This window comes from Pseudomonas sp. PS01303, from assembly GCF_029959385.1.
GTDB classification, from domain to species: domain Bacteria; phylum Pseudomonadota; class Gammaproteobacteria; order Pseudomonadales; family Pseudomonadaceae; genus Aquipseudomonas; species Aquipseudomonas rustica.
Window position 1 is genome coordinate 1 of sequence record NZ_JASCPK010000006.1, and the last position, 25,469, is coordinate 25,469.

Here is a 25,469-nt window from a genome sequence, read left to right on the forward strand (position 1 = left end):
GGCTCACTCCTACAATTGGAATGCGTTCCCCTATAGGAGTGAGCCTGCTCGCGATAGGGTCATCAGCCCAACATAGAAATATCAGACCGCAGCAAATCGCTTATCCAGATAATCAATAATCACCTTCGACTCATACATCCACGTCGTCTGCCCATTCTCTTCAATGCGCAGGCAAGGCACCTTGATCCGGCCGCCCTGTTCCAGCAGCGCCTGGCGATCCTGCTCATTATTCTTCGCATCCTTCAGCGCCACCGGCACATTCAGACGACGCAACGTACGGCGGGTTTTCACGCAGAACGGGCAGGCGTGAAACTGATACAGGGTGAGATCTTTCCCGGCAGCGTCCACTTGAGCCTGAGCAGCGGCGGGGCGCTTTTTCTTGCCCGGACGGGTGAGGAAGTCGATGAAGATAACCAGTTGGCCGAGGCCGACACGAAGCGCTTTGACGAACACGTTGAAAGCCTCACGGTGCAGATTGAGAAAGGCGCGCAGCTTACCCGATTTTTCACGGGCGAAAAAAAACCGGCGATGAATGCCGGTTTTTTTCGTGCGGCGCGTTACTTGATCAGGCTGAGAAACTCGCTGCGGGTGGCAGCGTTCTCACGGAACTCACCGAGCATCACCGAAGTGATCATCGACGAATTCTGCTTCTCGACACCGCGCATCATCATGCACATGTGCTTGGCCTCGATCACTACGGCAACGCCCAGTGCGCCGGTCACTTGCATGATGGCATCGGCGATCTGGCGGCTGAGGTTTTCCTGAATCTGCAGACGACGCGCGTACATGTCGACGATGCGCGCAACCTTCGACAGGCCCAGCACTTTGCCGCTCGGGATGTACGCAACGTGCGCCTTGCCGATGAACGGCAGCATGTGGTGTTCGCACAACGAGTACAGCTCGATGTCCTTGACCAGCACCATTTCGCTGTTGTCGGAGCTGAACAGGGCACCATTGGTGACCTCTTCAAGCGTTTGTTCATAACCGCGGCAGAGGTACTGCATGGCTTTGGCGGCACGCTTCGGCGTGTCGAGCAGGCCCTCGCGGGAGACGTCCTCGCCCAGTTGGCCGAGAATCGCGGTGTAATTCTGTTCCAGGGACATGAAACTACCTGTGGGGGATTTTCGCAAAGGGCAAGGGTACGGTGGCGGACACGACCCTGCAAGTTCGGTGTAACGGGATTATTCGTCGCGACCTTCCATCATCGTGCGTTTGAGCATCACGTACACCGCACCCGCGCCGCCATGTTTGGCCTGACACGAGCAGAACCCCAGCACCTGTGCATGCTGACGCAGCCAGGTGTTGACGTGGCTTTTAATCATCGGTCGCTTGCCGTCCAGTCGCACGGCTTTACCGTGAGTCACACGCACGCAGCGGATTTCAAATTTGGTCGCTTCGGCAAGAAACGCCCAAAGGGTTTCGCGAGCCTTTTCGACGCTCATGCCATGCAGATCGAGGCTGCCTTCGAACGGAATCTGACCGACCTTGAGCTTGCGCATCTGACTTTCCTGCACGCCGTCGCGCGACCACATCAGCTCGTCTTCCGGGCCGACATCGATCACGAATTGGTCGGACAGACCATCAACGGTGTTGGCGTCGGTGCGCACGGTGGCGGACTGGCGCAGCTTGGCGATTTGCGCGCGATCAGTCTTGGGCTTGCCGGTGTCGGCGCGGTCGTGCTTGATCGGCTTGACGCCGCGCAGCTCGTTTTTGAACAGGGAAAAATCGTCGTCTTGCATGTCAGCCTCCGCGAAGGGCGGCCAGTTTACCCAAGTCGAAACAAAACGGCCCGGCAAAAAGCCAGGCCATTGTTCAATCGTGTTTTTTCATCAGGTGCGGGGACATGTTCAGTTCCCGCGATTGCCGTGCGCGACGGCGGCAGCGGCGCCACAGGGCGACACCGAAATACAGAAACAGCAAACCGACCGCCAGAATGATTGCCGAACCCATCGGCGTGGCATTCAAATCACCGAGCGCCGGCGGGCGCCCCAGCAGGCTGGCGGCACCGGCCATCGCCAGCAGCACCCCGAACGTCGCCAGAATGGCGGCGATCGCAGCGCCGAATCGAAAACGCCAGTTACTTTGGCCTTTGGGCCGCAAGCGGCGAGCGTCAAATCCATCGGATAACTTCATTCCGACCTTCCTCAATGGTATCGGCCCTTCGACCGGGAGTTGACGATGTTGTTCCTGAGGCTAAGGCAATTGCGGCAAATGAGAGGGTTTTGCGGATGAGCGGCCATGCGCGCCGCTCATCTGAGCTCGAATCAGATCAGATCCTGAGTCAAGGCGAGGGTGGCGAAGTTGTCGGCCATGATCGCCATTTCGGCTTCTTGTACCAGTTCAGCGCTGAGCACACGGCCCTTGAACGGCAGGTCACGGGTGGCGCAGGCGTCTTCAACCAAAGTGCAGCGGAAACCCAGATTCTTCGCGGCGCGCACCGTGGTGCTGACGCTGGAGTGGCTCATGAAACCGCAAACGATCAGATCCAGCGAACCAAGGTTTTGCAGACGATCGAGCAACTCGGTGCCGTGGAACGCGCTCGGCAGCAGTTTGCCGATGATGGTTTCGTCGCCCTGCGGTTCGAGGCCCGGGATGAACTCACCGCGCTCGCCTTGCGGGTCGAACAGACCACCAACGGTGCCGAGGTGACGCACGTGCACGATCGGCCGACCGGCTGCACGGGCTGCGGCAACCACTTGTTTGATGTTCGCGACGGCCGCGTCCATGCCGCTCAGGGCCAGCGGGCCACTGAGGTATTCCTTCTGGGCATCGATGATGACCACGGTGGCATGGCTCAGAGTGGCCGCTGCGTAACCGCGACCGCTGAGTTGAAACATCGTTTTTGGAACGGACATTCTGGGGCTCCTTGGGGTGGGGCTTTTGCGGCATTGTCCTCTGGCTGAGCGATTCTGTGAATCGCTACCATCGTAGGCACCGTCGATTGTGGCCTGCAGCCCCGTCACGTTACACGTTCTGTTCAATGGCTGATGCAAAAAAAAGAAAACTCCTACCGTCGCTCGAAGTTTTTCCTGCGTCGTCGTTAGGCGTTTTGGCTGGTAGAATCGCCAGTCGTTTTTTCTGGAGTTCTGCCCCGTGATCACTTCCCGACTTCGTACCCTGCGCGACCACATCCGTTGGGCCGTCAGCCGCTTCCATGGGGAGGATCTGTTTTTCGGCCATGGCACCGACAATGCGTGGGACGAAGCCCGCCAATTGGTACTCGGTGCCTTGCACCTGCCGTGGGAAATCGCCGACAGCTACCTTGATTGCGCGCTGGAGGACGACGAACTGGTCAACCTGCAACGCCTGCTCAAGCGCCGCATCGAAGAACGCATTCCGACCGCGTACCTGTTGGGTGAAGCGTGGTTCTGCGGCATGTCGTTCATTGTCGACGAGCGTGTGTTGATTCCGCGTTCGCCGATTGGCGAACTGATCGAAAACCGCTTCGCGCCGTGGATCGGCACCGAGCCTGCGCGCATTCTCGACCTGTGCACCGGCTCCGGTTGCATCGGCATTGCCTGCGCCTACGAGTTCCAGAACGCCGAAGTGGTGCTGGCCGATCTGTCGTTCGAAGCGCTGGAAGTGGCCAATCAGAACATCGAGCGCCACGGCGTCGATGAGCGCGTGTACACGGTGCAGGGCGATGGTTTTGATGGTTTGCCGGGTCAGCGCTTCGACCTGATCGTGTCGAACCCGCCTTATGTCGATGCGGAAGATTTCGCCGACATGCCGGATGAGTATCAGCATGAGCCTGAGCTAGGTCTGGCCTGCGGTGATGATGGTTTGAATCTGGTTCGGCGGATGCTGGCTGAAGCGGCGGATCACCTGACCGAGAAGGGCTTGCTGATCGTGGAAGTGGGCAACAGCCAGGTGCACGTGGACGCGTTGTACCCTGAAGTCGATTTCGCCTGGCTGGACTTCCAGCGCGGCGGGCATGGCGTGTTCATGCTGACCGCAGAACAATGCCGCAACCACCAGGCCCTGTTCGCCTCCCGCGTCTAATCGAGACCGATCGTTCCCACGCTCTGCGTGGGAACGTCTCAATGGACGCTCTGCGTCCGCTTTTGGAACGCGGAGCGTCCCGGGCTGCATTCCCACGCGGAGCGTGGGAACGATCAAACAGGGTGTACACCGATCCCAGTGTAGGAGCTGCCGCAGGCTGCGATCTTTTGATCTACCGGTGCGTCGCAATCCAGATCAACAACCCCGCCTGAAACACCGCAAACGCCACCAGACAAGTAATCGTAAAGCGCAACCCGGCGTCTTCACGCTTGAACTTGCCGACTTTCTCTTCCTGCTTCTTCAGCTTCACTTCCTGCTCAGCGAGATTCTGCTCAGCCTGCTGGAGCATCTGCGCCGCTTCAAGAATCTCGACGATTTGCAGCTTTTCGCTGTTCCAGTCGCCAATCAAATCGCCGACCTGCACTTCCTTGACGCTGCCCTTCAGATGCTGGGCATCGGCGTAGACCACATCAAAGCCGTGCACGCGCAGGAAATGATCGCGACGCAGGCGCGTGTCTTCGTTCAGCGCGTCCTTGTTGTTCAAATCCATGCCGTCGACGGTGTAGGTCGGCCAGCGCTTCTTCGCCCAATTGATGCCTTGCGCGGCCATATAGCGGCCGATGCCACGGTTCAACGGTTCGATCTGCAAACCGCTGTCCGGGCCGAAATGCACACGCTTGGTCGCGTGATCAACCCACACATCCAGTTGGTTCTGCTCTTTGCGCACCCGCTGGCCCGGCAGTTTGATCGCCATGCGCATCAGGCTGGTTTCTTTGCTGTTGCGCTCGGCGTAACCGAATTCGACAAAGCGCAGTGGCCGCCCGCCGGTGTTGCGGTCGGTCTGCAGCGGGGCCAGGCGGAGCATCTTGTGGTGCTCGACGTGGACGTCCGCCCACGGCAGCTCGGCCGCTGGCGGTGCGTCTTTTTCAGCGGCGGTGTCGGGTGAAGTCTGGGTATCAGTCATAACGGCGAGATCCTGTCCAAGCCCTGCTTGTCGCCAGCCGTTGCGCTGGCGACAAAGGCTTATCGGCCGTTTTTTGCGGTACTGGAGGGCAAAAGCGTTTAACGGGTGCGAAGTCCGTCAATAAAACTGAGGATTGTCGCGCCTAACTCGGCCGCGAGTGGCAAGTTTGGATCCTTGTAGGAGGCCAATTGCCGCTTCATGTCGTTATGCACAATGCGCAACACGTGGTTCATGCCCTCGATCACCACCAGTTCGGCATCCGGTTTGGCAGCCTTGAGCAGCTTGGCGTCATCAACGCTAACTTGAATATCGTTCGTGCCCTGAATGATCAGCGCCGGCATTTTCAATTGCGCGAAGTCTTGCGCCGGATCCTGACGGAACAGCGAGATCAGATAGGGCTGCACGCTCGGGCGGAAGATAACCTGCAACGGCTGCGGCACGTTGTCATCGGTGCGACCGGCCTTGAGGCTGTCGAGCAGTTCGTTACTGCGCAGCATCAACGCCGGCGGCAGGCTGCGTGCCAGTTGTTCACGAATCACTTGATCGACCGGTCGGGCACTCCCCGACAGAGAAATCACCGCCGCCGCATCGACTTTCGGCGCGGCGAGACTGGCGATCAACGCGCCTTCACTGTGACCGAGCAGAATCAGCGGGCCGAAGCGCGGATCAGCCTTGAGCTTCTGTCCCCACGCCACGGCATCGGCGGCATAAGATTCGATCGACAAATTGCGCTCGTCGGGCGTCGCCGGCAGGCTCGCGGCCACTCCACGTTTGTCGTAACGCACGCTGGCGATGTTGTGTTTGGCCAGCACCCACGCCAGCCGTTTAAGGCTGTCGTTGCGCCCGCCGTCGGGGTTGTTTCCGTCGCGGTCTGTAGGGCCGGAGCCGGAAATGATCAGGACAACCGGCACAGCCTTGTCGGACTTTGGCAGCAACAGCGAGCCGAAAAGTTCGCCGCTGCCGGTATCCAGAGTGACCGGGCGTTGTAAGACCGTCGCTTGGGCAAAGCCCGTAAACAAGGTAAGACTCAAGAGCAAAACTCGCAGCATCATCACGCCATCATTGGTCAAGGTGCCGGTTGGACTCGCCAACACCGCTAAGGTTCGAGGATGAACTACTCGGTTAGCCTGCGTATACTGGCGCGCATCACGAATTTGGGTTTGATTTCACGGAGCGTCCTGCATGTCCGGCAATACCTACGGCAAGTTGTTCACTGTCACCACCGCTGGCGAAAGCCATGGTCCGGCGTTGGTCGCCATTGTCGACGGCTGCCCGCCGGGCCTGGAGATCTCCCTCGAAGACCTGCAGCGCGACCTCGATCGCCGCAAGCCCGGCACCAGTCGCCACACCACCCAGCGTCAGGAAGCCGACGAAGTCGAAATCCTTTCCGGCGTGTTCGAGGGGCGCACCACCGGTTGCTCGATCGGCCTGCTGATCCGCAACACCGACCAGAAGTCCAAGGACTACTCGGCGATCAAGGATCTGTTCCGCCCGGCCCACGCCGACTACACCTACCACCACAAATACGGCGAGCGCGACTACCGTGGCGGCGGCCGCAGCTCGGCGCGCGAAACCGCAATGCGCGTGGCGGCCGGTGCGATTGCCAAGAAATACCTGGCCAGCCAAGGCATCGTCATCCGTGGCTACATGAGCCAGCTCGGCCCGATCGAAATCCCGTTCAAGACCTGGGATTCGGTGGAAGAGAACGCCTTCTTCAGCCCGGATCCGGACAAGGTTCCGGAGCTTGAGGCCTACATGGATCAATTGCGTCGCGACCAGGACTCGGTCGGGGCGAAGATCACCGTTGTTGCTGAAGGTGTGATGCCGGGTCTGGGCGAGCCGATTTTCGACCGTCTCGACGCCGAACTGGCGCACGCGCTGATGAGCATCAACGCGGTGAAAGGCGTGGAAATCGGCGCCGGTTTCGCTTCGGTCGCCCAGCGCGGCACCGAGCACCGTGATGAAATGACCCCGCAAGGTTTCCTCAGCAATAATGCCGGCGGCATTCTCGGTGGTATTTCTTCCGGTCAGCCGATCGTTGCGCATCTGGCCTTGAAACCGACGTCGAGCATCACCACCCCGGGCCGTTCGATCGACATCCACGGCAACCCGGTCGACGTCATCACCAAGGGCCGTCACGACCCGTGCGTCGGCATCCGCGCCACGCCGATTGCCGAAGCGATGATGGCCATCGTGTTGATGGATCATCTGCTGCGTCACCGTGGCCAGAACGCCGATGTGCGCGTGAGCACGCCGGTGCTGGGTCAGCTTTGATGGCAGGCTCTAAAGCCGTCGCGGCATAACTGGCGTGGCGGCGCTCCCTTACTGGCGGCTGTCCAGTTTCTATCTGTTCTATTTCGCCTTGCTTGGTTCGACAGCGCCGTTTCTGGCGCTGTACTTCGATCACCTCGGTTTCAGTCCGGCGCGGATCGGTGAACTGGTGGCCATCCCGATGCTGATGCGCTGCGTGGCGCCAAACATCTGGGGCTGGCTCGGCGATTTCACCGGCAAACGCCTGGCCATCGTGCGCTTCGGCGCCGTGTGTACGCTGCTGACGTTCTCACTGATTTTCGTCAGCAAGACCTACGCCTGGCTGGCGATGGTCATGGCGCTGCACGCATTCTTCTGGCACGCGGTGCTGCCGCAATTCGAAGTCATCACCCTCGCGCATTTGCAGGGGCAAACCTCGCGTTACAGCCAGATTCGTTTGTGGGGCTCGATCGGTTTCATCATCACCGTGGTGGTGCTCGGTCGTCTGTTCGAATGGCTGAGCCTCGACATCTACCCGGCGGCGCTGGTGCTGATCATGGCCGGCATCGTCCTCAGTAGCTTGTGGGTGCCGAACGCACAACCGCCGCAAGGCAATCGTCCGACCGGCGAGGGTTTCCTCAAACAACTGCGCAATCCCGGCGTGCTGGCGTTTTATGGCTGCGTCGCGCTGATGCAGATGAGCCACGGCCCGTATTACACCTTTCTGACCTTGCACCTTGAACGGCTTGGTTATACGCGCGGCACCATCGGCATGCTCTGGGCCGTAGGCGTGGTCGCCGAAGTGTTGATGTTTATGGCGATGAGCCGGATTCTTGCGCGGTTTTCTCTGCGTCGGGTGTTGATGGTGAGTTTTCTGCTGGCGGCGCTGCGCTGGTTGCTGCTAGGTTCGTTCGCCGAGTTTCTCTGGGTGCTGTTGTTCGCGCAGGTTCTGCACGCGGCGACCTTCGGCAGTTTTCACGCCGCTGCCATCGCCTTCGTGCAACGTAGCTTCGGCGCGCGCCAGCAAGGGCAGGGCCAAGCGCTGTACGCCGCGCTGGCCGGCACCGGCGGCGCGATGGGCGCGTTGTATTCCGGTTACAGCTGGAATGCCCTCGGCGCGACATTGACCTTTAGTATTGCCAGTCTCGCGGCGCTCGCCGCTGCCGTTATCATTGCCACACGTATGCAAGAGGACAGGCCATGAGCCTTACGCGTGAACAGCTCGCCCAGCAAATCGTCGACGCCGGGCGTTTTCTTTATGGTCGCGGCTGGTCGCCGGCCACCAGCAGCAATTACTCGACGCGTCTGTCGCCGAGTGAAGCGTTGCTGACTGTGTCCGGCAAGCACAAGGGCCAGTTGGGTCTGGACGATGTGCTCGCCACCGACCTTTCCGGCAACAGTCTGGAGCCGGGCAAAAAACCGTCCGCCGAAACTCTGCTGCACACCCAGCTCTATAGCTGGCGCCCAGAGATCGGCGCGGTGTTGCACACCCATTCGGTCAACGCCACGGTGTTGTCGCGCCTGACCCCGGAAGACTTTATCGAGTTCGAAGATTACGAACTGCAAAAAGCCTTCAGCGGCATTTCGACCCACGAATCCCGGGTGCGCGTGCCGATTTTCGACAACGATCAGGACATTGCGCGCCTCGCCGCCAAGGTGCAGCCTTGGCTCGACGCCCACCCTGATTGCGTCGGCTATCTGATTCGCGGCCACGGCCTCTACACCTGGGGCGCGCAGATGAACGACGCGCTGCGCCAGATCGAGGCCTTTGAATTTCTGTTTGAATGCGAGTTGAAAACCCGCAGCGTCATGAACCGCCAAGGCTGACTTCACCAGAAGTAGCCCATTTGCCTGATGAAATGCTGTGCCCGACCGGTCTGCAAGAACCGGACGGCAAGGCCGATACCGAGGAATTGCCCCAATGAGCAGCCTGTCCGTCTATCACGTCTCCAGCCCCGACATTCCCAACAAAGTGCTGACCCACTTTGAAGACATCGCTTCGACCCTGGCCGAGCAGGGCGTGCGCTTCGACCGCTGGCAAGCCGCCGCCAAGATCCAGCCCGGCGCTACCCAGGAAGAAGTGATCAGCGCTTATAAAGAGCAGATCGACGAGCTGATGACCGAACGCGGTTACATCACCGTCGACGTGATCAGCCTGAACAGCGATCACCCGCAAAAAGCCGAATTGCGCGCCAAGTTCCTCGAAGAACATCGGCATGGCGAAGACGAAGTACGATTTTTCGTCGCCGGCCGTGGGCTGTTTACCCTGCACATCGACGATTACGTCTACGCCGTACTCTGCGAGAAGAACGATCTGATCTCGGTACCGGCCGGCACCAAGCACTGGTTTGATATGGGCGAGCATCCGCATTTCGTCGCGATCCGCCTGTTCAACAACCCTGAAGGCTGGGTTGCCAACTTCACCGGCGAAGACATCGCTGGCCGTTTCCCGCGACTGGAGGATTGATTCGATGTCGATCAAAGCCATTGTCACTGACATCGAAGGCACCACCAGCGCGGTGAGTTTCGTCTTCGACGTGCTGTTTCCGTATGCGGCCAAACACCTGCCGGACTTTGTGCGGCAGAACGCCGAACGTGCCGATGTCGCCGAGCAACTCGACGCCGTGCGCCGTGACAGCAATGCGCCGCAGGCCGATGTTGAGCGGGTCGTTGAAATTCTGCTGAGCTGGATCGAGGAAGACCGCAAAGCCACGCCGCTCAAGGCCTTGCAAGGCATGGTCTGGGCCCAGGGTTATCACGCCGGGCAGTTGAAAGGGCACGTTTACCCGGACGCGGTTGAAGCGCTGCAACGCTGGCATGCGGCGGGTTATCAACTGTTTGTGTATTCGTCGGGGTCGATTCAGGCGCAGAAGCTGATTTTCGGTTGTTCCGAGGCGGGGGATTTGACGCCGTTGTTCAGCGGGTATTTCGACACCACGTCGGGGCCCAAGCGTGAGGCGCAGTCTTACACCAACATTCAGCAAGCTATTGGCGTCGCGCCCGAGGAAATTTTATTCCTCTCGGACATCGTCGAAGAACTCGATGCCGCGCAAGCAGCCGGCCTGCAAACCTGCGGCCTGGCCCGCGAAGGCGGCGAGCTGGGCAACCACATCACCGTCGACACCTTCACCGGCATAGAACCCGAAGACTTCTAACCACACTCGGTCCAAATGTGGGAGCGAGCCTGCTCGCGAAAGCGTACTTTCAGCCAACCTTTTCAGTGGCTGACACACAGCCTTCGCGAGCAGGCTCGCTCCCACAGGGTTTTGCATCAGCACAAAAAAACAGGCCGTGAAGCGAGAGCTCCACGGCCTGTTTTGTTTAAAGCGTTTTACAAATTACAGCGAGTGATACGTCGGCAGGGCAAAACGCTGTTGGCTTTGCAGCATGCCGATTTGTGGCAGCTCACTGGCTTGTTCAGCCAAGTCACGACGGATCGCGCTGATCGCCCACGACAGTTGGTCGCCGGCATGCAGTTGTTGATAAGTCAGTGCGCGTTTGAACACTTTGCCGTCGCTGCTGCGCAGGGTCAGCAGGATCCCGCCATCAGGACGTGGCGCAGTGGTGACGTCGAAGTTGGAGAACAGGGAGGTAAATTTCTCTTGGATCAGGCTCATGTCTTTCAGCTCCGTATGCACTTGAATGGCAAGCATGCAGAGGAGGTTGCAGAGTTTGTGCCAGCATTTGATTAAAAAAATATCGTTATAAATCAATAGCTTGAAAATTATGATTTTTGAAGGCGTCGTGCAATCTGCATGAGTGGCCATCGTGCATCCTGCATTTTGCGGGATCGCGATCATTTCTACGGAACCAAATGCTGACCCGGAGATCAGCTCCGCGCCCGCCACGTCAGCGGATACAAAACATTGCAAAAACCGCGTGTACAGCCTGAGAAGCGCTGACGTATTTTCGATCTCGACCGGCGCTCGAATGCGTCGGTTGCTTCAAGGCACAGCCCTAAAAATAAAAACATCGACCTGCACGCCAAGGTCGAACGGGGAGCTTCCATGCGTCACGCGCCAAGCGACACGATTACCTGGAGCATGATGCTCCGCAAACTGCCGATGATTGCCAAAGCCATCCCGCGGGTGGTCAAAGGCATGAAGGTGGCCAATGTCACGGATCCGACCCAAAGCTGTGGCCTTGGCTGGACATTCGAACAAGCAACCCTACGCAACCCCGACGGCCCGGCGCTATTGCACGGCGACGTGGCGCTGACGTACTCACAAGTCAACCAGTGGGCCAACCGTATCGCTCACTATCTGAGCGGGCAGGGCATCGGTAAGGGCGACGTGGTCGCGGTGTTTATCGAGAACCGTCCGGAGTTGCTGGTGACGATTTTGGCGTTGGCCAAGGTCGGCGCGGTCAGCGCGCTGCTGAACACTTCGCAGACGCGCGACACGCTGATCCACAGCATTAATCTGGTGGCGCCGGTGGCGATTGTCGTTGGCGAAGAGCTGATTTCGGCTTATTCAGCGGTACGCGAGCAAGTGGCAATCACCGCGCCGCGCACCTGGTTTGTCGCCGATCAGGACACCTACAGCCATCCGGGCATTGCGCCCGATGGTTTCGTCAATCTGATCAGCGCCAGTGCCGACGCCTCCAGCGAAAATCCGCCGAGCAGCCAGCAAATCTTCTTCGACGACCCGTGTTTCTACATCTACACCTCCGGCACCACCGGGCTGCCTAAGGCCGGGGTGTTCAAGCACGGGCGCTGGATGCGCAGCTCCGCCAGCTTCGGCATGATCGCCCTCAACATGGGCCCCGACGACGTCGTCTATTGCACCTTGCCGCTGTACCACGCCACCGGCCTCTGCGTGTGCTGGGGCTCGGCGGTCAACGGCGCTTCAGGCTTCGCGATCCGGCGTAAATTCAGCGCCAGTCAGTTCTGGAACGACGTGCGCCGTTATCGCGCCACCACCATTGGTTACGTCGGCGAGTTGTGCCGCTATCTGGTCGATCAACCGGCCAGCGCCGACGACAACCGTCACGAGGTGCGCAAGATGATCGGCAACGGTTTGCGCCCCGGCGCCTGGGCCGAGTTCAAAACGCGCTTTGCGGTGGATCACATCTGTGAGCTGTACGCGGCCAGCGACGGCAACATCGGCTTCACCAATATTCTCAACTTCGACAACACCATCGGTTTTTCGCTGATGGCCTGGGAGTTGGTGGCTTACGATCACGACAGCGGTGAGCCTCTGCGCAGCGACAACGGCTTTATGCGCAAGGTCGAAAAAGGTGAGCAGGGCCTGTTGCTGGCGCGGATCGACGAGAAAGCGCCGCTGGACGGTTACACCGATCCACAGAAAACCGCGAAAGTGGTGCTGCAGAATGTGTTTGCCAAAGGTGATCGCTTTTTCAATACCGGCGATCTGCTGCGCAACATCGGTTTCGGTCATGCGCAATTTGTTGATCGACTCGGTGACACCTATCGCTGGAAGGGCGAAAACGTCTCGACCACCGAGGTTGAAAACCTGCTGCTGCAACATCCGCACATCTCTGAAGCGGTGGCCTATGGCGTGGAAATCCGCAACACCAACGGCCGTGCCGGCATGGCGGCGATTACGCCGGCGGAATCCCTCGCGACCCTGGATTTCGCCGAGTTACTGACTTTTGCCCGGGAGCGCATGCCGGCGTACGCGGTGCCGTTGTTCCTGCGGGTGAAGGTGAAGATGGAAACCACGGGGACGTTCAAATACCAGAAAACCCGCTTGAAGAACGAAGGCTTTGACCCCGGCCAGACGGGCGATGACCCGATTTACGCATGGCTGCCCGGTACGCAGACTTACGTTCGCGTGACCGATGAAATATTGGCGGGCATTTATCAGGGTAAGCATCGTTATTGAATCTGGCTATAGGCCGACTTGAGAAAAAGGGGGTGACAGTTTTCCTCGCGCTCGGGAAACTGTCGGCTTTCCGATTGACCGAAAGTGGAGTTGCCCATGTCCGAACAAAGCCGCCAGATGACCCCTGAAGAAGCCGCCGAATTCACCGAGCAGGTTTTCAACAAGGCGCGCGACGGTGATGCCGAGATGCTTGATCGCCTGGTCAGCGCCGGTTTGCCGGTCAACTTGAAGAACAGCAAAGGCGACACGCTGCTGATGTTAGCCAGCTACTACGGCCATATCGACGCGGTGAATGTGCTGCTTAAACACAAAGCCGATCCGGAAATGCGCAATGGCAACGGCCAGAGCCCGATTGCCGGGGCGGCATTCAAAGGTGATCTGGCGGTGGTCAAGGCGTTGGTCGAGGCGGGTGCCGAGATCGAAGGTTCGTCGTTTGATGGCCGGACGGCGCTGATGATGGCGGCGATGTTCAACCGCGTTGAAATCGTCGATTACTTGCTCGGCAAAGGCGCCAACGCGCAGGCCAAGGACGCCAACGGCGCAACGGCGCTGGACGCGGCCCGCACCATGGGCGCGGTCGATACCACGGCGCAACTGGAAAAATTGTTGGGTTGATAAAGTCAAAAGATCGCAGCCTGCGGCAGCTCCTACACTGATCCCACCGCGGGCTGCGATCTTTTGCGTTGTGCGCTATCCTCCGCGCCCTCAAATTTCACCTTCCACAGGATCCGCCCTCATGAAAGCCGCACTCGTCGAACTCATCAGCAAAATCAGCTCCGGCTGCATGGCCGAGGACGAGATCCTGAACGTCGCCGATGAAGCGGCGCAAGCCTACGCCGATGCCGATACTTTTCTGACAGCCAACCCAGACATCAACTACGACGACACCTTCCCGATCCCGTTGGGCGAGTGGGTCGTCGTCGGCAGCCTGCCGGAAACCGTGTTGTTCCAGGCAGACACCTACGTTGACCTGTTCGCGCAGATCGTCGCCTCGTTCGGCCCGGGCGTGGATTTCAATCTCAAGCCCAAGCAACTGGCGAAAACCGAAGCCCTGACCGCGCTCAACCGCATTCAGGTGCAGATGAGCAGCATGAACAAGGAAAACGGCGGTTACACGCTGATGAACTTCAGCCAGTTGCTCGACGACGAGCTGCAAATGGTGCTGGTCTTCGGCAACGACGTGCCGCGCGTGCTGGAGTTGTGCGCTGAAGTCGGCATCACCGCTGCACCCGCGCTGGAAGCCTTGAAGATCGCCGTTCACGTCTGAGTGCAATAAAAGGGAACCCTGCGCGCGACCGTCTATCCTAAAAGTGCATGCCACTATTCTGGAGCGACACCATGGGTTCCACGTTCAACGGTCTGATTGGCCTGATCATCCTCGCCCTCGACATCTGGGCCATCATCAATGTGCTGAAAAGCGGCGCAACCACCGGGATGAAAATCGTCTGGGTGCTGCTGATCATCCTCCTGCCGGTACTGGGCCTGATCATCTGGGCAATCGCCGGGCCACGCGGTAACGTCCGGATCTGAATCAGCTAACACCGCAATACCCCTGTAGGAGCTGCCGAAGGCTGCGATCTTTTGATCTTGCTTTTAAAAATCAACATCAAAAGATCGCAGCCTGCGGCAGCTCCTACAGGGATTGTGGTTGTGAGGTTCGACCTGTCATCTTCGGCAACGTAGAATGCGCGCCTTTCCCGGGCAATCGTCCCCACGATTGGCGCCCGCGCATTCATCGGAGCACTTGACCATGACCGTCACCAAAACCAGCGAGTACCTGGAAACCCTCTACGAAGGCTACGGCCAGCGTTTTCGCATGGAAAAACTGCTGCACGAAGTGCGCACCGAACATCAGCATCTGGTGATCTTCCAGAACCCGCGCATGGGCCGCGTGATGGCGCTGGACGGCGTGATCCAGACCACCGAAGCCGACGAATTCATCTACCACGAAATGCTCACCCACGTGCCGATCCTCGCCCACGGCAGCGCCAAGCGCGTGCTGATCATCGGCGGCGGTGACGGCGGCATGTTGCGCGAAGTGACCAAGCACGCCGGCGTTGAACACATCACCATGGTCGAGATCGACGGCACCGTGGTCGACATGTGCAAAGAATTCCTGCCGAACCACTCCAGCGGCGCTTACGACGATCCACGTCTGAACCTGGTGATCGACGACGGCATGCGTTTCGTCGCCACCACCACGGAAAAATTCGACGTGATCATCTCCGACTCCACCGACCCGATCGGCCCGGGCGAAGTGCTGTTCTCGGAGAACTTCTATCAGGCCTGCCACCGCTGCCTGAACGAAGGCGGCATCCTCGTGACCCAGAACGGCACGCCGTTCATGCAGATCGACGAAGTGAAAACCACCGCCGGTCGCCTGAAGAGCCTGTTCCCGGACTGGCACTTCTATCAAGCGGCTGTACCGACCTACATCGGCGGTTCGATGACCTTCGCTTGGGGCTCGACCAACCCGGCCTACCGCAAACTGAGCCGTGAAACCCTGCAACAGCGCTTCATCGGCAGCGGCATCGTCACCCGCTACTACAACCCGGAAATCCACATCGGCGCGTTTGCCTTGCCGCAGTACGTGCTGCAGGCGATCAACAAGCCAAGCAACGACTGATCACATCATTTTTCATTTGTGTATGAATCCCCTGTGGTGAGGGGATTTATCCCCGACCGGCTGCGCAGCAGCCGTAAACCCGGCCAACGCGGTCTGCCTGATGGATTGCGTTGGCTGGTTTTGGGGACGCTTCGCATCCCATCGGGGATAAATCCCCTCGCCACAGATAAATCCCTCACCACAGTTAAGTCCTCTAACCACAATGGTTGCGTGTAAAATTCGCGGCGCATCTCCACGATGTCGTTTTTTTCATCTTCGTGCGTTGTAATCCTTTTGAACCAACTTTCTGCGTAAACAGTCGAGATAGTTGTAAGCCCATTTGCGGGTTTGATCGAGGAGGCACCGATGCAAAAGTGGAAAGTCACTTTCGTGGACGATCATGGTGAAATTGTCGATGAGGTGTTCGAACGTGCGGAATGCCCCAGTGACGATGAGGCCGCACAACTGATCAAGGCACGGCTCCTGCCCGTGGCCGCCGAGCTGGATCTCAACGATCTGGAAGGGCGCACCGCCGATGCTGGCGTGAAAAGTCTGAAAACCCAGAACAGCATCGAAATCCGCAGCATCACCCCTATCTGACATTCTTCTTGTCACCTTCACCACCAGGCCTTGGCAGCAGCTCTATCTTGGGGCTACTCTGCAAGCGAGATCAGCGAACGGATCGCTAAGGTCTGGTCTTGTCAGCTACATGCTTGTTTCCCGCGTTCAACGACGTTGTCGCAGTACTTTGGCCAAAGGCCCGGGGCGGGAATACGGAAAGTCTATCCATCTATGCGAGGGGGACGATTCATGAGCACAGCCTATCAAGAAGACATCAGCAGCAATGTTCTGCGCCGCATGAAAGAAGGCGGTTTCGATTTTTCCCGATTCCATCCCATCGAGTTCTACGCGATTTTCCCGGACGAGGAGCGGGCGCGCAGGGCAGCAGGCAAATTTCGCGGTGAATCCATCAATGCCCAGGTCAGCGTGCGTGATGACGGTGCGTGGGCGCTGGAATTAAGCAAAGTGATGTACGCGACGTATGACGATATCGGCGATTTCGAGCAGGGTTTTTCGGCGGTGGTCGAGCCTTTGGGCGGAATAATCGAAGGGTGGGGCGTGAAACAGGAGGTGCGTAGCCGCCACCGGTTGAATTGAATATTTATAGATAGAAGATCAAAAGATCGCAGCCTTCGGCAGCTCCTACACAGATTCATGTAGGAGCTGCCGAAAGCTGCGATCTTTTGCTTTTGCTTTCAAAACATTTCCAAAAGGCAAAAAAAAGCCACCGGAGAGGGTGGCTAAAAGGGAAGACCGATAAGGAGAGGAAACCGGTCAGGGTTAAGGCTGGGCGGGCTGCCGGGGCAATCCCAATCAATTGAGCTGACCACTTCGCGGTGCGGGGAGCGGCGAAGTTTGGCAGCGAATGCGCGGATTATCCGCAGCCGATCCAGGGCAGTGAAATCAACTCTGACTATGCTGCTAATAGGCGATGCAGTGCGTCGCAATGAAGCGGGGGCAATCAGGTTGGGGCATTTGCCGCACAGGAATGGTGCGGCGCCTGCGACGTGAATATCCAACCGATTGAAATCAAAGCGTTTATGCCGATGGCACGGGCCTTGCGAAGGCCTGTATGTCCGGGTGACAAGGAGTACGGCATGATCCGCACCTATTTTGATGAAATGTACGATGCCGGCGGCCAGGTTCGCCCGCATTATCGGGAGTTCGCCCGATGGCTGGCCGACACGCCTGACGAGCTGCTGGCCCAACGGCGACGCGAGGCCGATCTGCTGTTCCATCGCGCCGGCATTACTTTCACGCTCTACGGCGACGAGCAGGGCACCGAGCGCCTGATTCCTTTCGACACCATTCCGCGCAGCATCCCCGCCAGCGAGTGGCGGATCGTCGAGCGCGGCTGCATCCAGCGGGTCAAGGCGCTGAACATGTTCCTCGCCGACCTCTATCACGAGCAGCGCATCATCAAGGCCGGGATCATTCCCGCCGAACAGGTGCTGGCCAACGAGCAATATCAGTTGGCGATGCAGGGCCTGGATCTGCACCGCGATATCTATTCGCACATTTCCGGCGTCGATCTGGTGCGCGATGGCGACGGCACGTATTACGTGCTCGAAGACAATCTGCGTACGCCGAGCGGCGTCAGCTACATGCTCGAAGACCGCAAAATGATGATGCGCCTGTTCCCGGAGTTGTTCGCCGCGCAACGCATCGCCCCGATCGATCACTACCCGAACCTGTTGCTCGACACGCTGAAAAGCTCCAGTCCGATTGATGACCCGAGTGTGGTCGTGCTGACGCCGGGGCGCTTCAACAGTGCTTTCTTTGAGCACGCGTTTCTCGCCCGGGAAATGGGCGTTGAACTGGTCGAAGGCGCGGATCTGTTCGTGCGTGACGACAAAGTCTTCATGCGCACCACCGACGGCCCGAAAGCAGTGGACGTAATTTACCGCCGCCTCGATGACGCTTTCCTCGATCCATTGGCATTCAACCCGGACTCAATGCTCGGCGTGCCGGGTCTGCTGTCGTCCTATCGCTCCGGCAACGTCGTATTGGCCAACGCCATCGGTACCGGCGTGGCGGATGACAAATCGGTGTACCCGTTTGTCACCGACATGATCCGTTTCTACCTCGACGAAGAACCGATCCTGAAAAACGTGCCGACCTGGCAATGCCGCAACCCGTCTGAACTTTCCCACGTGCTGGCCAATCTTCCAGATCTGGTGGTCAAGGAAACCCAAGGCTCTGGCGGTTACGGAATGCTGGTGGGGCCGGCGTCGACGAAAGCGGAAATCGATGCTTTCCGCGAACGCATCAAGGCCAAACCCCACGCGTACATCGCGCAACCGACGTTGTCGCTGTCGACCTGTCCGACCTTTGTCGAAAACGGCATTGCGCCGCGCCATATCGATTTGCGCCCGTTTGTCTTGTCCGGTCGCGAAACCCGCGTGGTGCCCGGCGGTTTGACCCGTGTGGCGCTGCGTGAAGGCTCGCTGGTGGTGAATTCATCACAGGGCGGCGGAACCAAGGACACCTGGGTGGTCGAGGATTGAAGGAAGCTTGCCATGTTAAGTAGAACTGCCTCGGATCTGTATTGGATGTCGCGTTACCTGGAGCGGGCGGAAAACCTCGCCCGGATGCTCGACATCAGTTATTCGCTGTCGCTGATGCCGCAGGACGGACGCGGCGACGGTTTGCACGAACTGGCGATGCCGCTGTTGATCACCGGCACCCTTGAGGATTATCTGGAGCGTCACGGCGCATTGCATGCCGAACGTCTGCTGCACTTTTTCGCCCTCGATGCGGCCAACCCGGCGAGCATTTACAGCTGTCTCGGCGCCGCACGGGCCAGTGCCCATGCAGTGCGTGGACGGATCACGGCGGACATGTGGGAGAACATCAACTCGACGTGGCTGGAGATTCGCGGGATCGCCGAGCAGGGCCTCAGTCGCTATGGCATGAGCCGTTTCTGCGAGTGGATCAAGGAGCGTTCGCACCTGTTTCGTGGCGCGTCCTACGGCACGATCATGCGCAACGATGCATTTCGTTTTATTCGTCTCGGCACCTTTATCGAACGCGCGGACAACACGCTGCGCTTGCTTGATGCCCGCTACGAAATGGCCGGCGATCAGGCCGAAGCGGTCAGCGACGGCACGGCCCACGCCTATTACCAGTGGAGTGCATTGCTGCGTGCGCTGTCGTCGTTCGAGGCCTACACCGAAATCTATCGCGACGCGCCCGGCGCCCGGCATGTTGCCGAATTGCTGCTGTTGCGCGCCGACGTGCCGCGTTCGCTGCGCGCCTGCACCGAAGAGATCGACCAGATTCTTGCGCAACTGCCCGGTGCCAACGGTCGTCCCGCGCAACGCCTGGCCGCGGAAATGGACGCGCGCCTGCGCTACACCGGCATCAACGAAATCCTCGAGGAAGGCCTGCATGCCTGGCTGACCGAATTCATCCCGCTGGTGCGCCAGTTGGGCAACGCCATTCACAGTTCCTACCTGGAGGCTGCATGAGACTTTCCATAAGCCACGAGACCACCTATCACTACGAAGATAAGGTGCGGGCGAGCATCCAGTACCTGCGGCTGACCCCTCACGACAGCGAGCGTCAACATGTGCTGAGCTGGCAACTCGACCTGCCGCGCCCGGTGCGCGCGCAACTTGATCCGTTCGGCAACATCCTGCACGTGCTGACCATGGACGAGCCGCACGAAGCAATCATCATTGGCGCGCGTGGGCAGGTTGATATTGATGAATTGCGCGAGGCGGAACATGAAAGCCAGTCGGCGCTGCCGTTTCTGCGTTTTACCCGGTTGACCGAGGCCGATGAAGCGCTGCGAGCGTTCGCCGAAAGATCCTGCAAGCAGCGGCGCGATCGCACCGCTCTGATCGATTTGATGCACGGTTTGAATCAGCACATGACCTACACGCCGGGCTCCACCGAAGTCGACACCAGCGCCGCCGAAGCCTTCGCCGGACGCGCCGGGGTTTGTCAGGATCACACCCACGCGTTTCTGGCCTGCGCGCGCAGCCTGGGCGTGCCGTCGCGTTACGTGTCGGGATATTTGTACAGCGAGGATTGCGAACATCTGGCCAGCCACGCCTGGGCGGAAGCGTGGCTGGATGACGCCTGGTACAGCTTTGACGTGACCAACGAACTGGCGCGGCCGGAGCGCCATTTGAAGCTGGCGGTAGGCCTCGATTACCTCGACGCCTGCCCGGTACGCGGTATGCGCCGGGGCGGCGGCTGCGAGCAGATGCACGCGAAAGTGCTCGTCTCACCGACCCCGGTCATCTCCGTGCAACAACAATAGATCCGGGATACCGCTTCGCGAGCAAGCTTTGCTCCTACAGAACGCGCCCAAGCGCCGCTATCACCTGTAGGAGCAAGGCTTGCCCGCGAAGAGGCCCGTAATAACACCCCAAGTCTCAGGGCTTAACCTTGCGCCCCGCCATGTGTTTCAGATAACCCACCAGCAATTCCAGATCCCCGTCCGGCAACACCTCCGCCGAAAACCCCGGCATTTTCGCCTGCGGCCACTGGCGCAAACTCTGCGGATCACGAATGTAGCGCTTCAAGAAATCCACCCCCAAATACTCCGTCGGACTGTAAGGAATATTCAGATCCGGCCCGAACTGCGCATCCCCCGCACCGTTCAATCGGTGACACGCCAAGCAATTCTTCTGAAATAACGCAAAACCCAGATTCACCGGATCATCTTTCTTCAACACCGGATCCGGTAGCAGAGCAGGGAATCGCTCGGCCACCGGCGCCATGCGCTTGATGCTCGCCACTTCAAACGGCCATTGCTCCGGGCTGATATTGCCCGCCTGCGGATCCGTCCACACCAGGTAAAACGGCCCGGCGCTGTGCTTGTCTTTCGACAACGGCGGCCACGGATGGGCCGGGTCTTCAATCGCCAGCCACGCGCGCGCGCCTTCACGATTGAGCAACGGCGCCGCCGCCAACTCTGCGGCAAAACCGTCCAGCGCTACCGCTTGCAGATGATCTTCAGCGTTTATCCCGGCCAACAACGCCGCCACCGGCACGGCGCGATAGACCATGTCCTTCTTGTAGGACACATCGTTTTTGATGGTGATGTTTTGCACCTGAGGATGCTTGAGCAATTCCTCGGTCTGCCAGGTGCGGCTGTGCTCGCCCAGTTGTAAGTCCAACTGGGCGGCAGACAGAGGCATGCTCAGCAGCATGGCCCCGAGTACGAAGAGCGTTTTCAAATGATCGCCGTCGATGTCGTGGAAGTGCGCAAAGGTTGGCACAGCCACGCTGGCCCGGGTAGCGGGCCAGTCACATTTTCAGTGGCGATAGATAAACCCGCCGCTCGATTCAGCCGATGACCTTGGTCAGATTCGGCAAAATCAACAACAGCGTCGTGGCGAAAAGAATGAGCCCTGCTTGACGAACTTTCGGTTGTTTGAACATGGCTTGACCGCCTTTATTGTTATTTCCTGATGCCTGCCTGCATATCCATGACGGCAAGCGCTGCACTTCCTGTTGAAGGACGCCGGCCTCGGCAAAACCCGACGACTCTGACGTACATGTACTACCTTAGGGCCCGCGTCACGCTTGGCTTAGATCCATTTCATATGGAGTTGCTGCCAACGGCGATTAAAAAGGCATGAGGCGTATTGCCAGCTTCTGCGCCGCCCGCTTGCTAGACAACTCCGTGACCTGAACCGGTTCACCCGACGGCCAATGACCGTCCGTCTGAGCGTGTCCGTCAACCGCATTGAGCACTGTGGTCATTGAATCCGTGGCCGTCCGGGACAAGAGTGCAAGCACAAGAAATCACTCACCGCACAGGTTCGAGGACGTCATGACCCAAGCTTTGATTTTCGATGCGCTACGCACGCCACGTGGCAAAGGCAAGGCCGACGGTGCTTTGCACAGCGTCAAACCGGTGAATCTGGTGGCCGGGCTGCTGACCGCGCTGCAACAACGCACTGCGCTGGACACCAGTCAGGTCGATGACGTCGTGCTCGGTTGTGTCACGCCGATTGGCGATCAAGGCTCGGACATCGCCAAAACCGCCGTGCAAGTGGCTGATTGGGACGTCAGCGTGGCGGGGGTGCAGATCAACCGCTTCTGCGCGTCCGGGCTTGAGGCAGTGAACCTCGGTGCGATGAAAGTGCGCTCGGGTTTTGAAGACCTGGTGGTGGTCGGTGGCGTCGAGTCGATGTCGCGCGTGCCGATGGGCAGCGATGGTGGTGCGTGGGCACTGGATCCGCAGACCAACTTGCACAGCCACTTCACCCCCCAAGGCGTCGGTGCCGATTTGATCGCCACGCTCGAAGGTTTCAGCCGTCACGATGTCGATGCCTACGCGCTGCACTCGCAACAGAAAGCCGCGCGGGCCCGGGCCGATGGTTCGTTCAACAAGTCGCTGGTGCCGGTGCAGGATCAGAACGGCATCATCCTGCTCGATCACGATGAGTTCATTCGTGCTGAATCGACGCTGGAAGGGCTCGGCAAGCTCAAACCGAGTTTTGAAATGATCGGGCAAATGGGTTTCGACGCGACGGCGCTGCGGGTCTACAGCCACGTTGAACGGATCAATCATGTGCACACACCCGGCAACAGTTCCGGGATCGTCGACGGTGCGGCGTTGATGCTGATCGGCTCCGAAGCCAAGGGCCGCGCATTGGGCCTGCAACCGCGGGCGCGAATTGTCGCTACGGCAGTCACCAGCACCGACCCGACCATCATGCTCACCGGCCCGGCACCGGCCACGCGCAAGGCTTTGGCCAAGGCCGGGCTGCGCGTGGAAGACATCGACCTGTTCGAGGTCAACGAAGCGTTTGCTTCGGTGGTGCTGAAGTTCATCAAGGACATGGCCGTCGACCCGGACAAGGTCAACGTCAACGGCGGCTCCATCGCCATGGGCCATCCGCTGGGCGCCACCGGTTGCGCGATCCTCGGCACCTTGCTCGATGAACTGGAAGCGCGGCACCTGCGCTATGGCCTGGCGACGCTGTGCGTCGGCGGCGGCATGGGCATTGCCACCATCATCGAACGTCTCTGAGCCCCCGAATTCAAGGAATCTTGTTATGAGCGAAGCCATTCGTTACGAAAAAGGCCAGGACGGCATCGTCGTGCTGACCATCGACATGCCGGGCCAGAGCGCCAACACCATGAACGCCGTGTACCGCGAGGCGATGGCCGCGTGCGTGGCCCGTCTGGTGGCGGATAAAGACAACCTTGCCGGTGTGATCATCACTTCGGCGAAGAAAACCTTCTTTGCCGGCGGCGACCTCAACGAACTGATCAAAGTCGGCAAGCCTGAAGCCAAAGCTTTCTACGACATGGTGCTGACCCTCAAACGTCAATTGCGCACCCTGGAAACCCTCGGCAAACCGGTAGTTGCAGCGATTAACGGCGCGGCGTTGGGCGGCGGCTGGGAAATCTGTCTCGCCTGCCATCATCGCGTGGCGCTGGACGACGCCTCGGTGCAACTCGGCCTGCCGGAAGTGACGCTGGGCCTGCTGCCGGGCGGCGGCGGGGTGGTGCGCATGGTGCGCATGCTCGGGATCGAGAAGGCGCTGCCGTATCTGCTCGAAGGCAAAAAAGTGCGTCCGCAACAAGCGTTGCAGGCCGGTTTGATCGATGAGCTGGCGGAGAATCGCGATGAACTGTTGGCCAAGGCGCGCGCGTGGATTGTTGCCAATCCGACGGCGGTGCAGCGTTGGGATGTGAAGGGTTATCAGATTCCCGGCGGTACGCCGTCTAATCCTAAAGTCGCGCAGATGCTGGCGATTGCACCGTCGATCCTGCGCACGAAAACTCAAGGCACACTGCCGGCGCCGGAGAAGATTCTGTGTGCGGCAGTTGAAGGGGCTCAGGTCGATTTCGACACCGCGCACCTGATCGAAACCCGCTACTTCACCGAACTCACCACCGGGCAGATTTCGAAAAACCTGATCGGCACGTTCTGGTTTCAGCTCAACGAGATCAATGCCGGTGGTTCGCGGCCGCAGCGTTTTGCACCTTATAAGACGCAGAAGGTCGGCGTGCTCGGTGCCGGGATGATGGGCGCGGGGATCGCGTTTGTCAGTGCTTCGGCGGGGATCGACGTGGTGCTCAAGGACATCAATCTCGCGGCTGCTGAGAAGGGCAAGGCGCACTCGGCCACGTTGCTCGACAAGAAAGTCGCCCGTGGCCAGATGAATGCAGCCCAGCGCGATGAAGTGCTGGCGCGGATCAAACCCTCTGAAAGCGATGCCGATCTGGCCGGTTGCGACCTGATCATCGAAGCGGTGTTTGAGGATCGCGAGCTCAAGGCCAAGGTTTCTGTGGCTGCGCAAAAAGTCGTGGGCGCCGACGCCGTTATTGCCTCCAACACGTCGACCTTACCAATCACCGGTCTGGCGAGCGCCGTACCGGATCAAAGCAAATTCATCGGCCTGCATTTCTTCAGTCCGGTGGAAAAAATGCCGCTGGTGGAAATCATCAAAGGCGCGCAAACCAGCGATGAAACCCTCGCGCGCGGCTTCGATTTCGTTCTGCAAATCAAGAAAACCCCGATCGTGGTCAACGACAGTCGCGGTTTCTTCACCTCGAGGGTTTTCGGCACCTTCACCAACGAAGGCATCGCCATGCTTGGCGAGGGCGTCAGCGCACCAATGATCGAGACTGAAGCACGCAAGGCCGGGATGCCGGTCGGGCCTCTGGCAATCTCCGACGAAGTTTCCCTCAGCCTGATGAGCCATATCCGCAAGCAAACGGCCAAAGACCTACAGGCAGAAGGGAAACCGCTGATTGAGCACCCGGCCTTCGCCGTGATTGACTTGCTGCTCAACGAATACAAACGTCCGGGCAAGGCGGCTGGCGGTGGTTTTTATGAATACCCGGCCGGTGGCCAGAAGCATTTGTGGCCGGAACTGAAAACGCGCTTCGAGAAAGCCGACGGGCAGATTTCCCCGAAGGATGTGCGTGATCGCTTGCTGTTCGTGCAAGCCATCGAAACCGTGCGTTGCGTGGAGGAGGGCGTGCTGACCTCGACGGCGGACGCCAACGTCGGCTCGATCTTCGGCATCGGTTTTGCGGCGTGGACGGGCGGCGCGTTGCAGTTCATCAATCAGTATGGGGTGAAGGATTTCGTCGCTCGCGCGCAGTATCTGGCAGAGCAGTACGGCGAGCGTTTCGCCCCGCCGGCGCTGCTGCTGGAAAAAGCGGCGAAAGGTGAAATGTTCTAACGGGGCGAGCATTCCGGGACTTGCCTTGTCGGGGTGTTTCAAGGCAGGCTCTGGGGTGTTCATTATTCCCATCA

At 59.3% G+C, this 25,469-nt stretch carries 27 protein-coding genes; 18 read left to right on the forward strand and 9 right to left on the reverse strand.

All coding sequences use genetic code 11. The annotated features are described in order from the left end of the window. Positions 1 to 81 precede the first annotated feature (81 nt). The 5 genes from QMX93_RS04245 to QMX93_RS04265 form a co-directional block, all read right to left on the reverse strand. The gene (locus tag QMX93_RS04245; protein ID WP_282352978.1) at positions 82 to 453 is read right to left on the reverse strand and encodes a glutathione S-transferase N-terminal domain-containing protein; all 372 of its coding nucleotides are present in this window, start codon (positions 451 to 453) and stop codon (positions 82 to 84) included. 104 nt (positions 454 to 557) lie between these two features. Then, complete coding sequence (folE, locus tag QMX93_RS04250; RefSeq protein ID WP_212551373.1) at positions 558 to 1,103, reverse strand: GTP cyclohydrolase I FolE; 546 nt, start codon at positions 1,101 to 1,103, stop codon at positions 558 to 560. 78 nt (positions 1,104 to 1,181) lie between these two features. Continuing rightward, on the reverse strand, positions 1,182 to 1,739 hold the full coding sequence (locus QMX93_RS04255) for a Smr/MutS family protein (protein ID WP_282352986.1): 558 nt from the start codon (positions 1,737 to 1,739) through the stop codon (positions 1,182 to 1,184). A 73-nt stretch (positions 1,740 to 1,812) separates the two neighbouring features. Further along, positions 1,813 to 2,133 (reverse strand): hypothetical protein, encoded by a 321-nt coding sequence (locus QMX93_RS04260; protein ID WP_007914024.1) that lies wholly within the window; start codon positions 2,131 to 2,133, stop codon positions 1,813 to 1,815. A gap of 131 nt (positions 2,134 to 2,264) precedes the next feature. Beyond that, positions 2,265 to 2,855 (reverse strand): cysteine hydrolase family protein, encoded by a 591-nt coding sequence (locus QMX93_RS04265; RefSeq protein WP_053118675.1) that lies wholly within the window; start codon positions 2,853 to 2,855, stop codon positions 2,265 to 2,267. A gap of 238 nt (positions 2,856 to 3,093) precedes the next feature. Here QMX93_RS04265 and prmB point away from each other — a divergent pair, with 238 nt between their 5' ends. Then, the gene (gene prmB, locus QMX93_RS04270; RefSeq protein ID WP_053118677.1) at positions 3,094 to 4,002 is read left to right on the forward strand and encodes a 50S ribosomal protein L3 N(5)-glutamine methyltransferase; all 909 of its coding nucleotides are present in this window, start codon (positions 3,094 to 3,096) and stop codon (positions 4,000 to 4,002) included. A 172-nt stretch (positions 4,003 to 4,174) separates the two neighbouring features. On the opposite strand, the gene QMX93_RS04275 is transcribed toward prmB, so the two are convergent. Together QMX93_RS04275 and QMX93_RS04280 are read right to left on the reverse strand one after the other, a co-directional pair. Further along, on the reverse strand, positions 4,175 to 4,966 hold the full coding sequence (locus QMX93_RS04275; RefSeq protein WP_282352993.1) for a hypothetical protein: 792 nt from the start codon (positions 4,964 to 4,966) through the stop codon (positions 4,175 to 4,177). 98 nt (positions 4,967 to 5,064) lie between these two features. Next, positions 5,065 to 6,018, reverse strand: a complete 954-nt coding sequence (locus tag QMX93_RS04280) for an alpha/beta fold hydrolase (protein WP_282352995.1) — start codon at positions 6,016 to 6,018, stop codon at positions 5,065 to 5,067. Positions 6,019 to 6,148: 130 nt separating this feature from the next. On the opposite strand from QMX93_RS04280, the gene aroC reads away from it, so the two are divergent. From aroC to mtnC, 5 genes are all read left to right on the forward strand, one after another. After that, positions 6,149 to 7,240 (forward strand): chorismate synthase, encoded by a 1,092-nt coding sequence (gene aroC / locus QMX93_RS04285; protein ID WP_008080929.1) that lies wholly within the window; start codon positions 6,149 to 6,151, stop codon positions 7,238 to 7,240. A gap of 34 nt (positions 7,241 to 7,274) precedes the next feature. Next, positions 7,275 to 8,420 carry an MFS transporter gene (locus tag QMX93_RS04290; RefSeq protein WP_282352998.1) on the forward strand — a complete coding sequence of 382 codons (1,146 nt, stop codon included), beginning with the start codon at positions 7,275 to 7,277 and terminating at the stop codon, positions 8,418 to 8,420. Further along, positions 8,417 to 9,043, forward strand: a complete 627-nt coding sequence (locus QMX93_RS04295) for a methylthioribulose 1-phosphate dehydratase (protein WP_034151739.1) — start codon at positions 8,417 to 8,419, stop codon at positions 9,041 to 9,043. Before QMX93_RS04290 ends, QMX93_RS04295 begins: the two co-directional genes overlap by 4 nt. 94 nt (positions 9,044 to 9,137) lie before the next feature. Next, complete coding sequence (locus QMX93_RS04300; RefSeq protein WP_282353004.1) at positions 9,138 to 9,683, forward strand: acireductone dioxygenase; 546 nt, start codon at positions 9,138 to 9,140, stop codon at positions 9,681 to 9,683. Positions 9,684 to 9,687: 4 nt separating this feature from the next. Continuing rightward, a complete protein-coding gene (gene mtnC / locus QMX93_RS04305; RefSeq protein ID WP_282353006.1) occupies positions 9,688 to 10,371 on the forward strand; it encodes an acireductone synthase in 684 nt (227 codons plus the stop codon). 183 nt (positions 10,372 to 10,554) lie between these two features. On the opposite strand, the gene QMX93_RS04310 is transcribed toward mtnC, so the two are convergent. Then, entirely contained in the window at positions 10,555 to 10,833 is a 279-nt protein-coding gene (locus QMX93_RS04310) for a DUF3509 domain-containing protein (protein ID WP_053118700.1), read from the reverse strand. Between the two features lie 390 nt (positions 10,834 to 11,223). On the opposite strand from QMX93_RS04310, the gene QMX93_RS04315 reads away from it, so the two are divergent. The 10 genes from QMX93_RS04315 to QMX93_RS04360 all read left to right on the forward strand — a co-directional run bounded on the left by QMX93_RS04315 (position 11,224) and on the right by QMX93_RS04360 (position 20,498). After that, positions 11,224 to 13,062 (forward strand): long-chain-acyl-CoA synthetase, encoded by a 1,839-nt coding sequence (locus tag QMX93_RS04315; protein WP_282353010.1) that lies wholly within the window; start codon positions 11,224 to 11,226, stop codon positions 13,060 to 13,062. Between the two features lie 96 nt (positions 13,063 to 13,158). Next, positions 13,159 to 13,677, forward strand: a complete 519-nt coding sequence (locus QMX93_RS04320; protein ID WP_053118689.1) for an ankyrin repeat domain-containing protein — start codon at positions 13,159 to 13,161, stop codon at positions 13,675 to 13,677. 121 nt (positions 13,678 to 13,798) lie between these two features. Continuing rightward, positions 13,799 to 14,329: a hypothetical protein gene (locus tag QMX93_RS04325; protein ID WP_282353013.1), complete on the forward strand. Its 531-nt coding sequence runs from the start codon at positions 13,799 to 13,801 to the stop codon at positions 14,327 to 14,329. A gap of 71 nt (positions 14,330 to 14,400) precedes the next feature. After that, positions 14,401 to 14,592 carry a PLDc N-terminal domain-containing protein gene (locus QMX93_RS04330; RefSeq protein ID WP_007914053.1) on the forward strand — a complete coding sequence of 64 codons (192 nt, stop codon included), beginning with the start codon at positions 14,401 to 14,403 and terminating at the stop codon, positions 14,590 to 14,592. A gap of 220 nt (positions 14,593 to 14,812) precedes the next feature. After that, positions 14,813 to 15,688 (forward strand): polyamine aminopropyltransferase, encoded by an 876-nt coding sequence (gene speE / locus QMX93_RS04335; RefSeq protein ID WP_008080944.1) that lies wholly within the window; start codon positions 14,813 to 14,815, stop codon positions 15,686 to 15,688. A 345-nt stretch (positions 15,689 to 16,033) separates the two neighbouring features. After that, the gene (locus QMX93_RS04340) at positions 16,034 to 16,267 is read left to right on the forward strand and encodes a hypothetical protein (RefSeq protein WP_053118693.1); all 234 of its coding nucleotides are present in this window, start codon (positions 16,034 to 16,036) and stop codon (positions 16,265 to 16,267) included. A 210-nt stretch (positions 16,268 to 16,477) separates the two neighbouring features. Next, positions 16,478 to 16,825, forward strand: coding sequence for a ribonuclease E inhibitor RraB (locus tag QMX93_RS04345; protein WP_008080948.1), 348 nt, complete (start codon positions 16,478 to 16,480; stop codon positions 16,823 to 16,825). 500 nt (positions 16,826 to 17,325) lie between these two features. Then, positions 17,326 to 18,735, forward strand: a complete 1,410-nt coding sequence (locus QMX93_RS04350; protein WP_007914061.1) for a circularly permuted type 2 ATP-grasp protein — start codon at positions 17,326 to 17,328, stop codon at positions 18,733 to 18,735. A 12-nt stretch (positions 18,736 to 18,747) separates the two neighbouring features. Beyond that, positions 18,748 to 19,698, forward strand: coding sequence for an alpha-E domain-containing protein (locus tag QMX93_RS04355; RefSeq protein ID WP_053116841.1), 951 nt, complete (start codon positions 18,748 to 18,750; stop codon positions 19,696 to 19,698). After that, complete coding sequence (locus tag QMX93_RS04360) at positions 19,695 to 20,498, forward strand: transglutaminase family protein (protein WP_282353028.1); 804 nt, start codon at positions 19,695 to 19,697, stop codon at positions 20,496 to 20,498. Before QMX93_RS04355 ends, QMX93_RS04360 begins: the two co-directional genes overlap by 4 nt. Positions 20,499 to 20,613: 115 nt before the next feature. On the opposite strand, the gene QMX93_RS04365 is transcribed toward QMX93_RS04360, so the two are convergent. Beyond that, positions 20,614 to 21,435, reverse strand: a complete 822-nt coding sequence (locus QMX93_RS04365) for a cytochrome c (protein ID WP_282353121.1) — start codon at positions 21,433 to 21,435, stop codon at positions 20,614 to 20,616. 584 nt (positions 21,436 to 22,019) lie between these two features. Between QMX93_RS04365 and QMX93_RS04370 the strand changes: the two genes are divergently transcribed. Both QMX93_RS04370 and QMX93_RS04375 read left to right on the forward strand, forming a co-directional pair. After that, the gene (locus QMX93_RS04370) at positions 22,020 to 23,225 is read left to right on the forward strand and encodes an acetyl-CoA C-acetyltransferase (RefSeq protein ID WP_212544317.1); all 1,206 of its coding nucleotides are present in this window, start codon (positions 22,020 to 22,022) and stop codon (positions 23,223 to 23,225) included. Positions 23,226 to 23,250: 25 nt separating this feature from the next. Then, a complete protein-coding gene (locus QMX93_RS04375; RefSeq protein WP_282353030.1) occupies positions 23,251 to 25,395 on the forward strand; it encodes a 3-hydroxyacyl-CoA dehydrogenase NAD-binding domain-containing protein in 2,145 nt (714 codons plus the stop codon). The last annotated feature ends 74 nt before the right edge of the window (positions 25,396 to 25,469 follow it).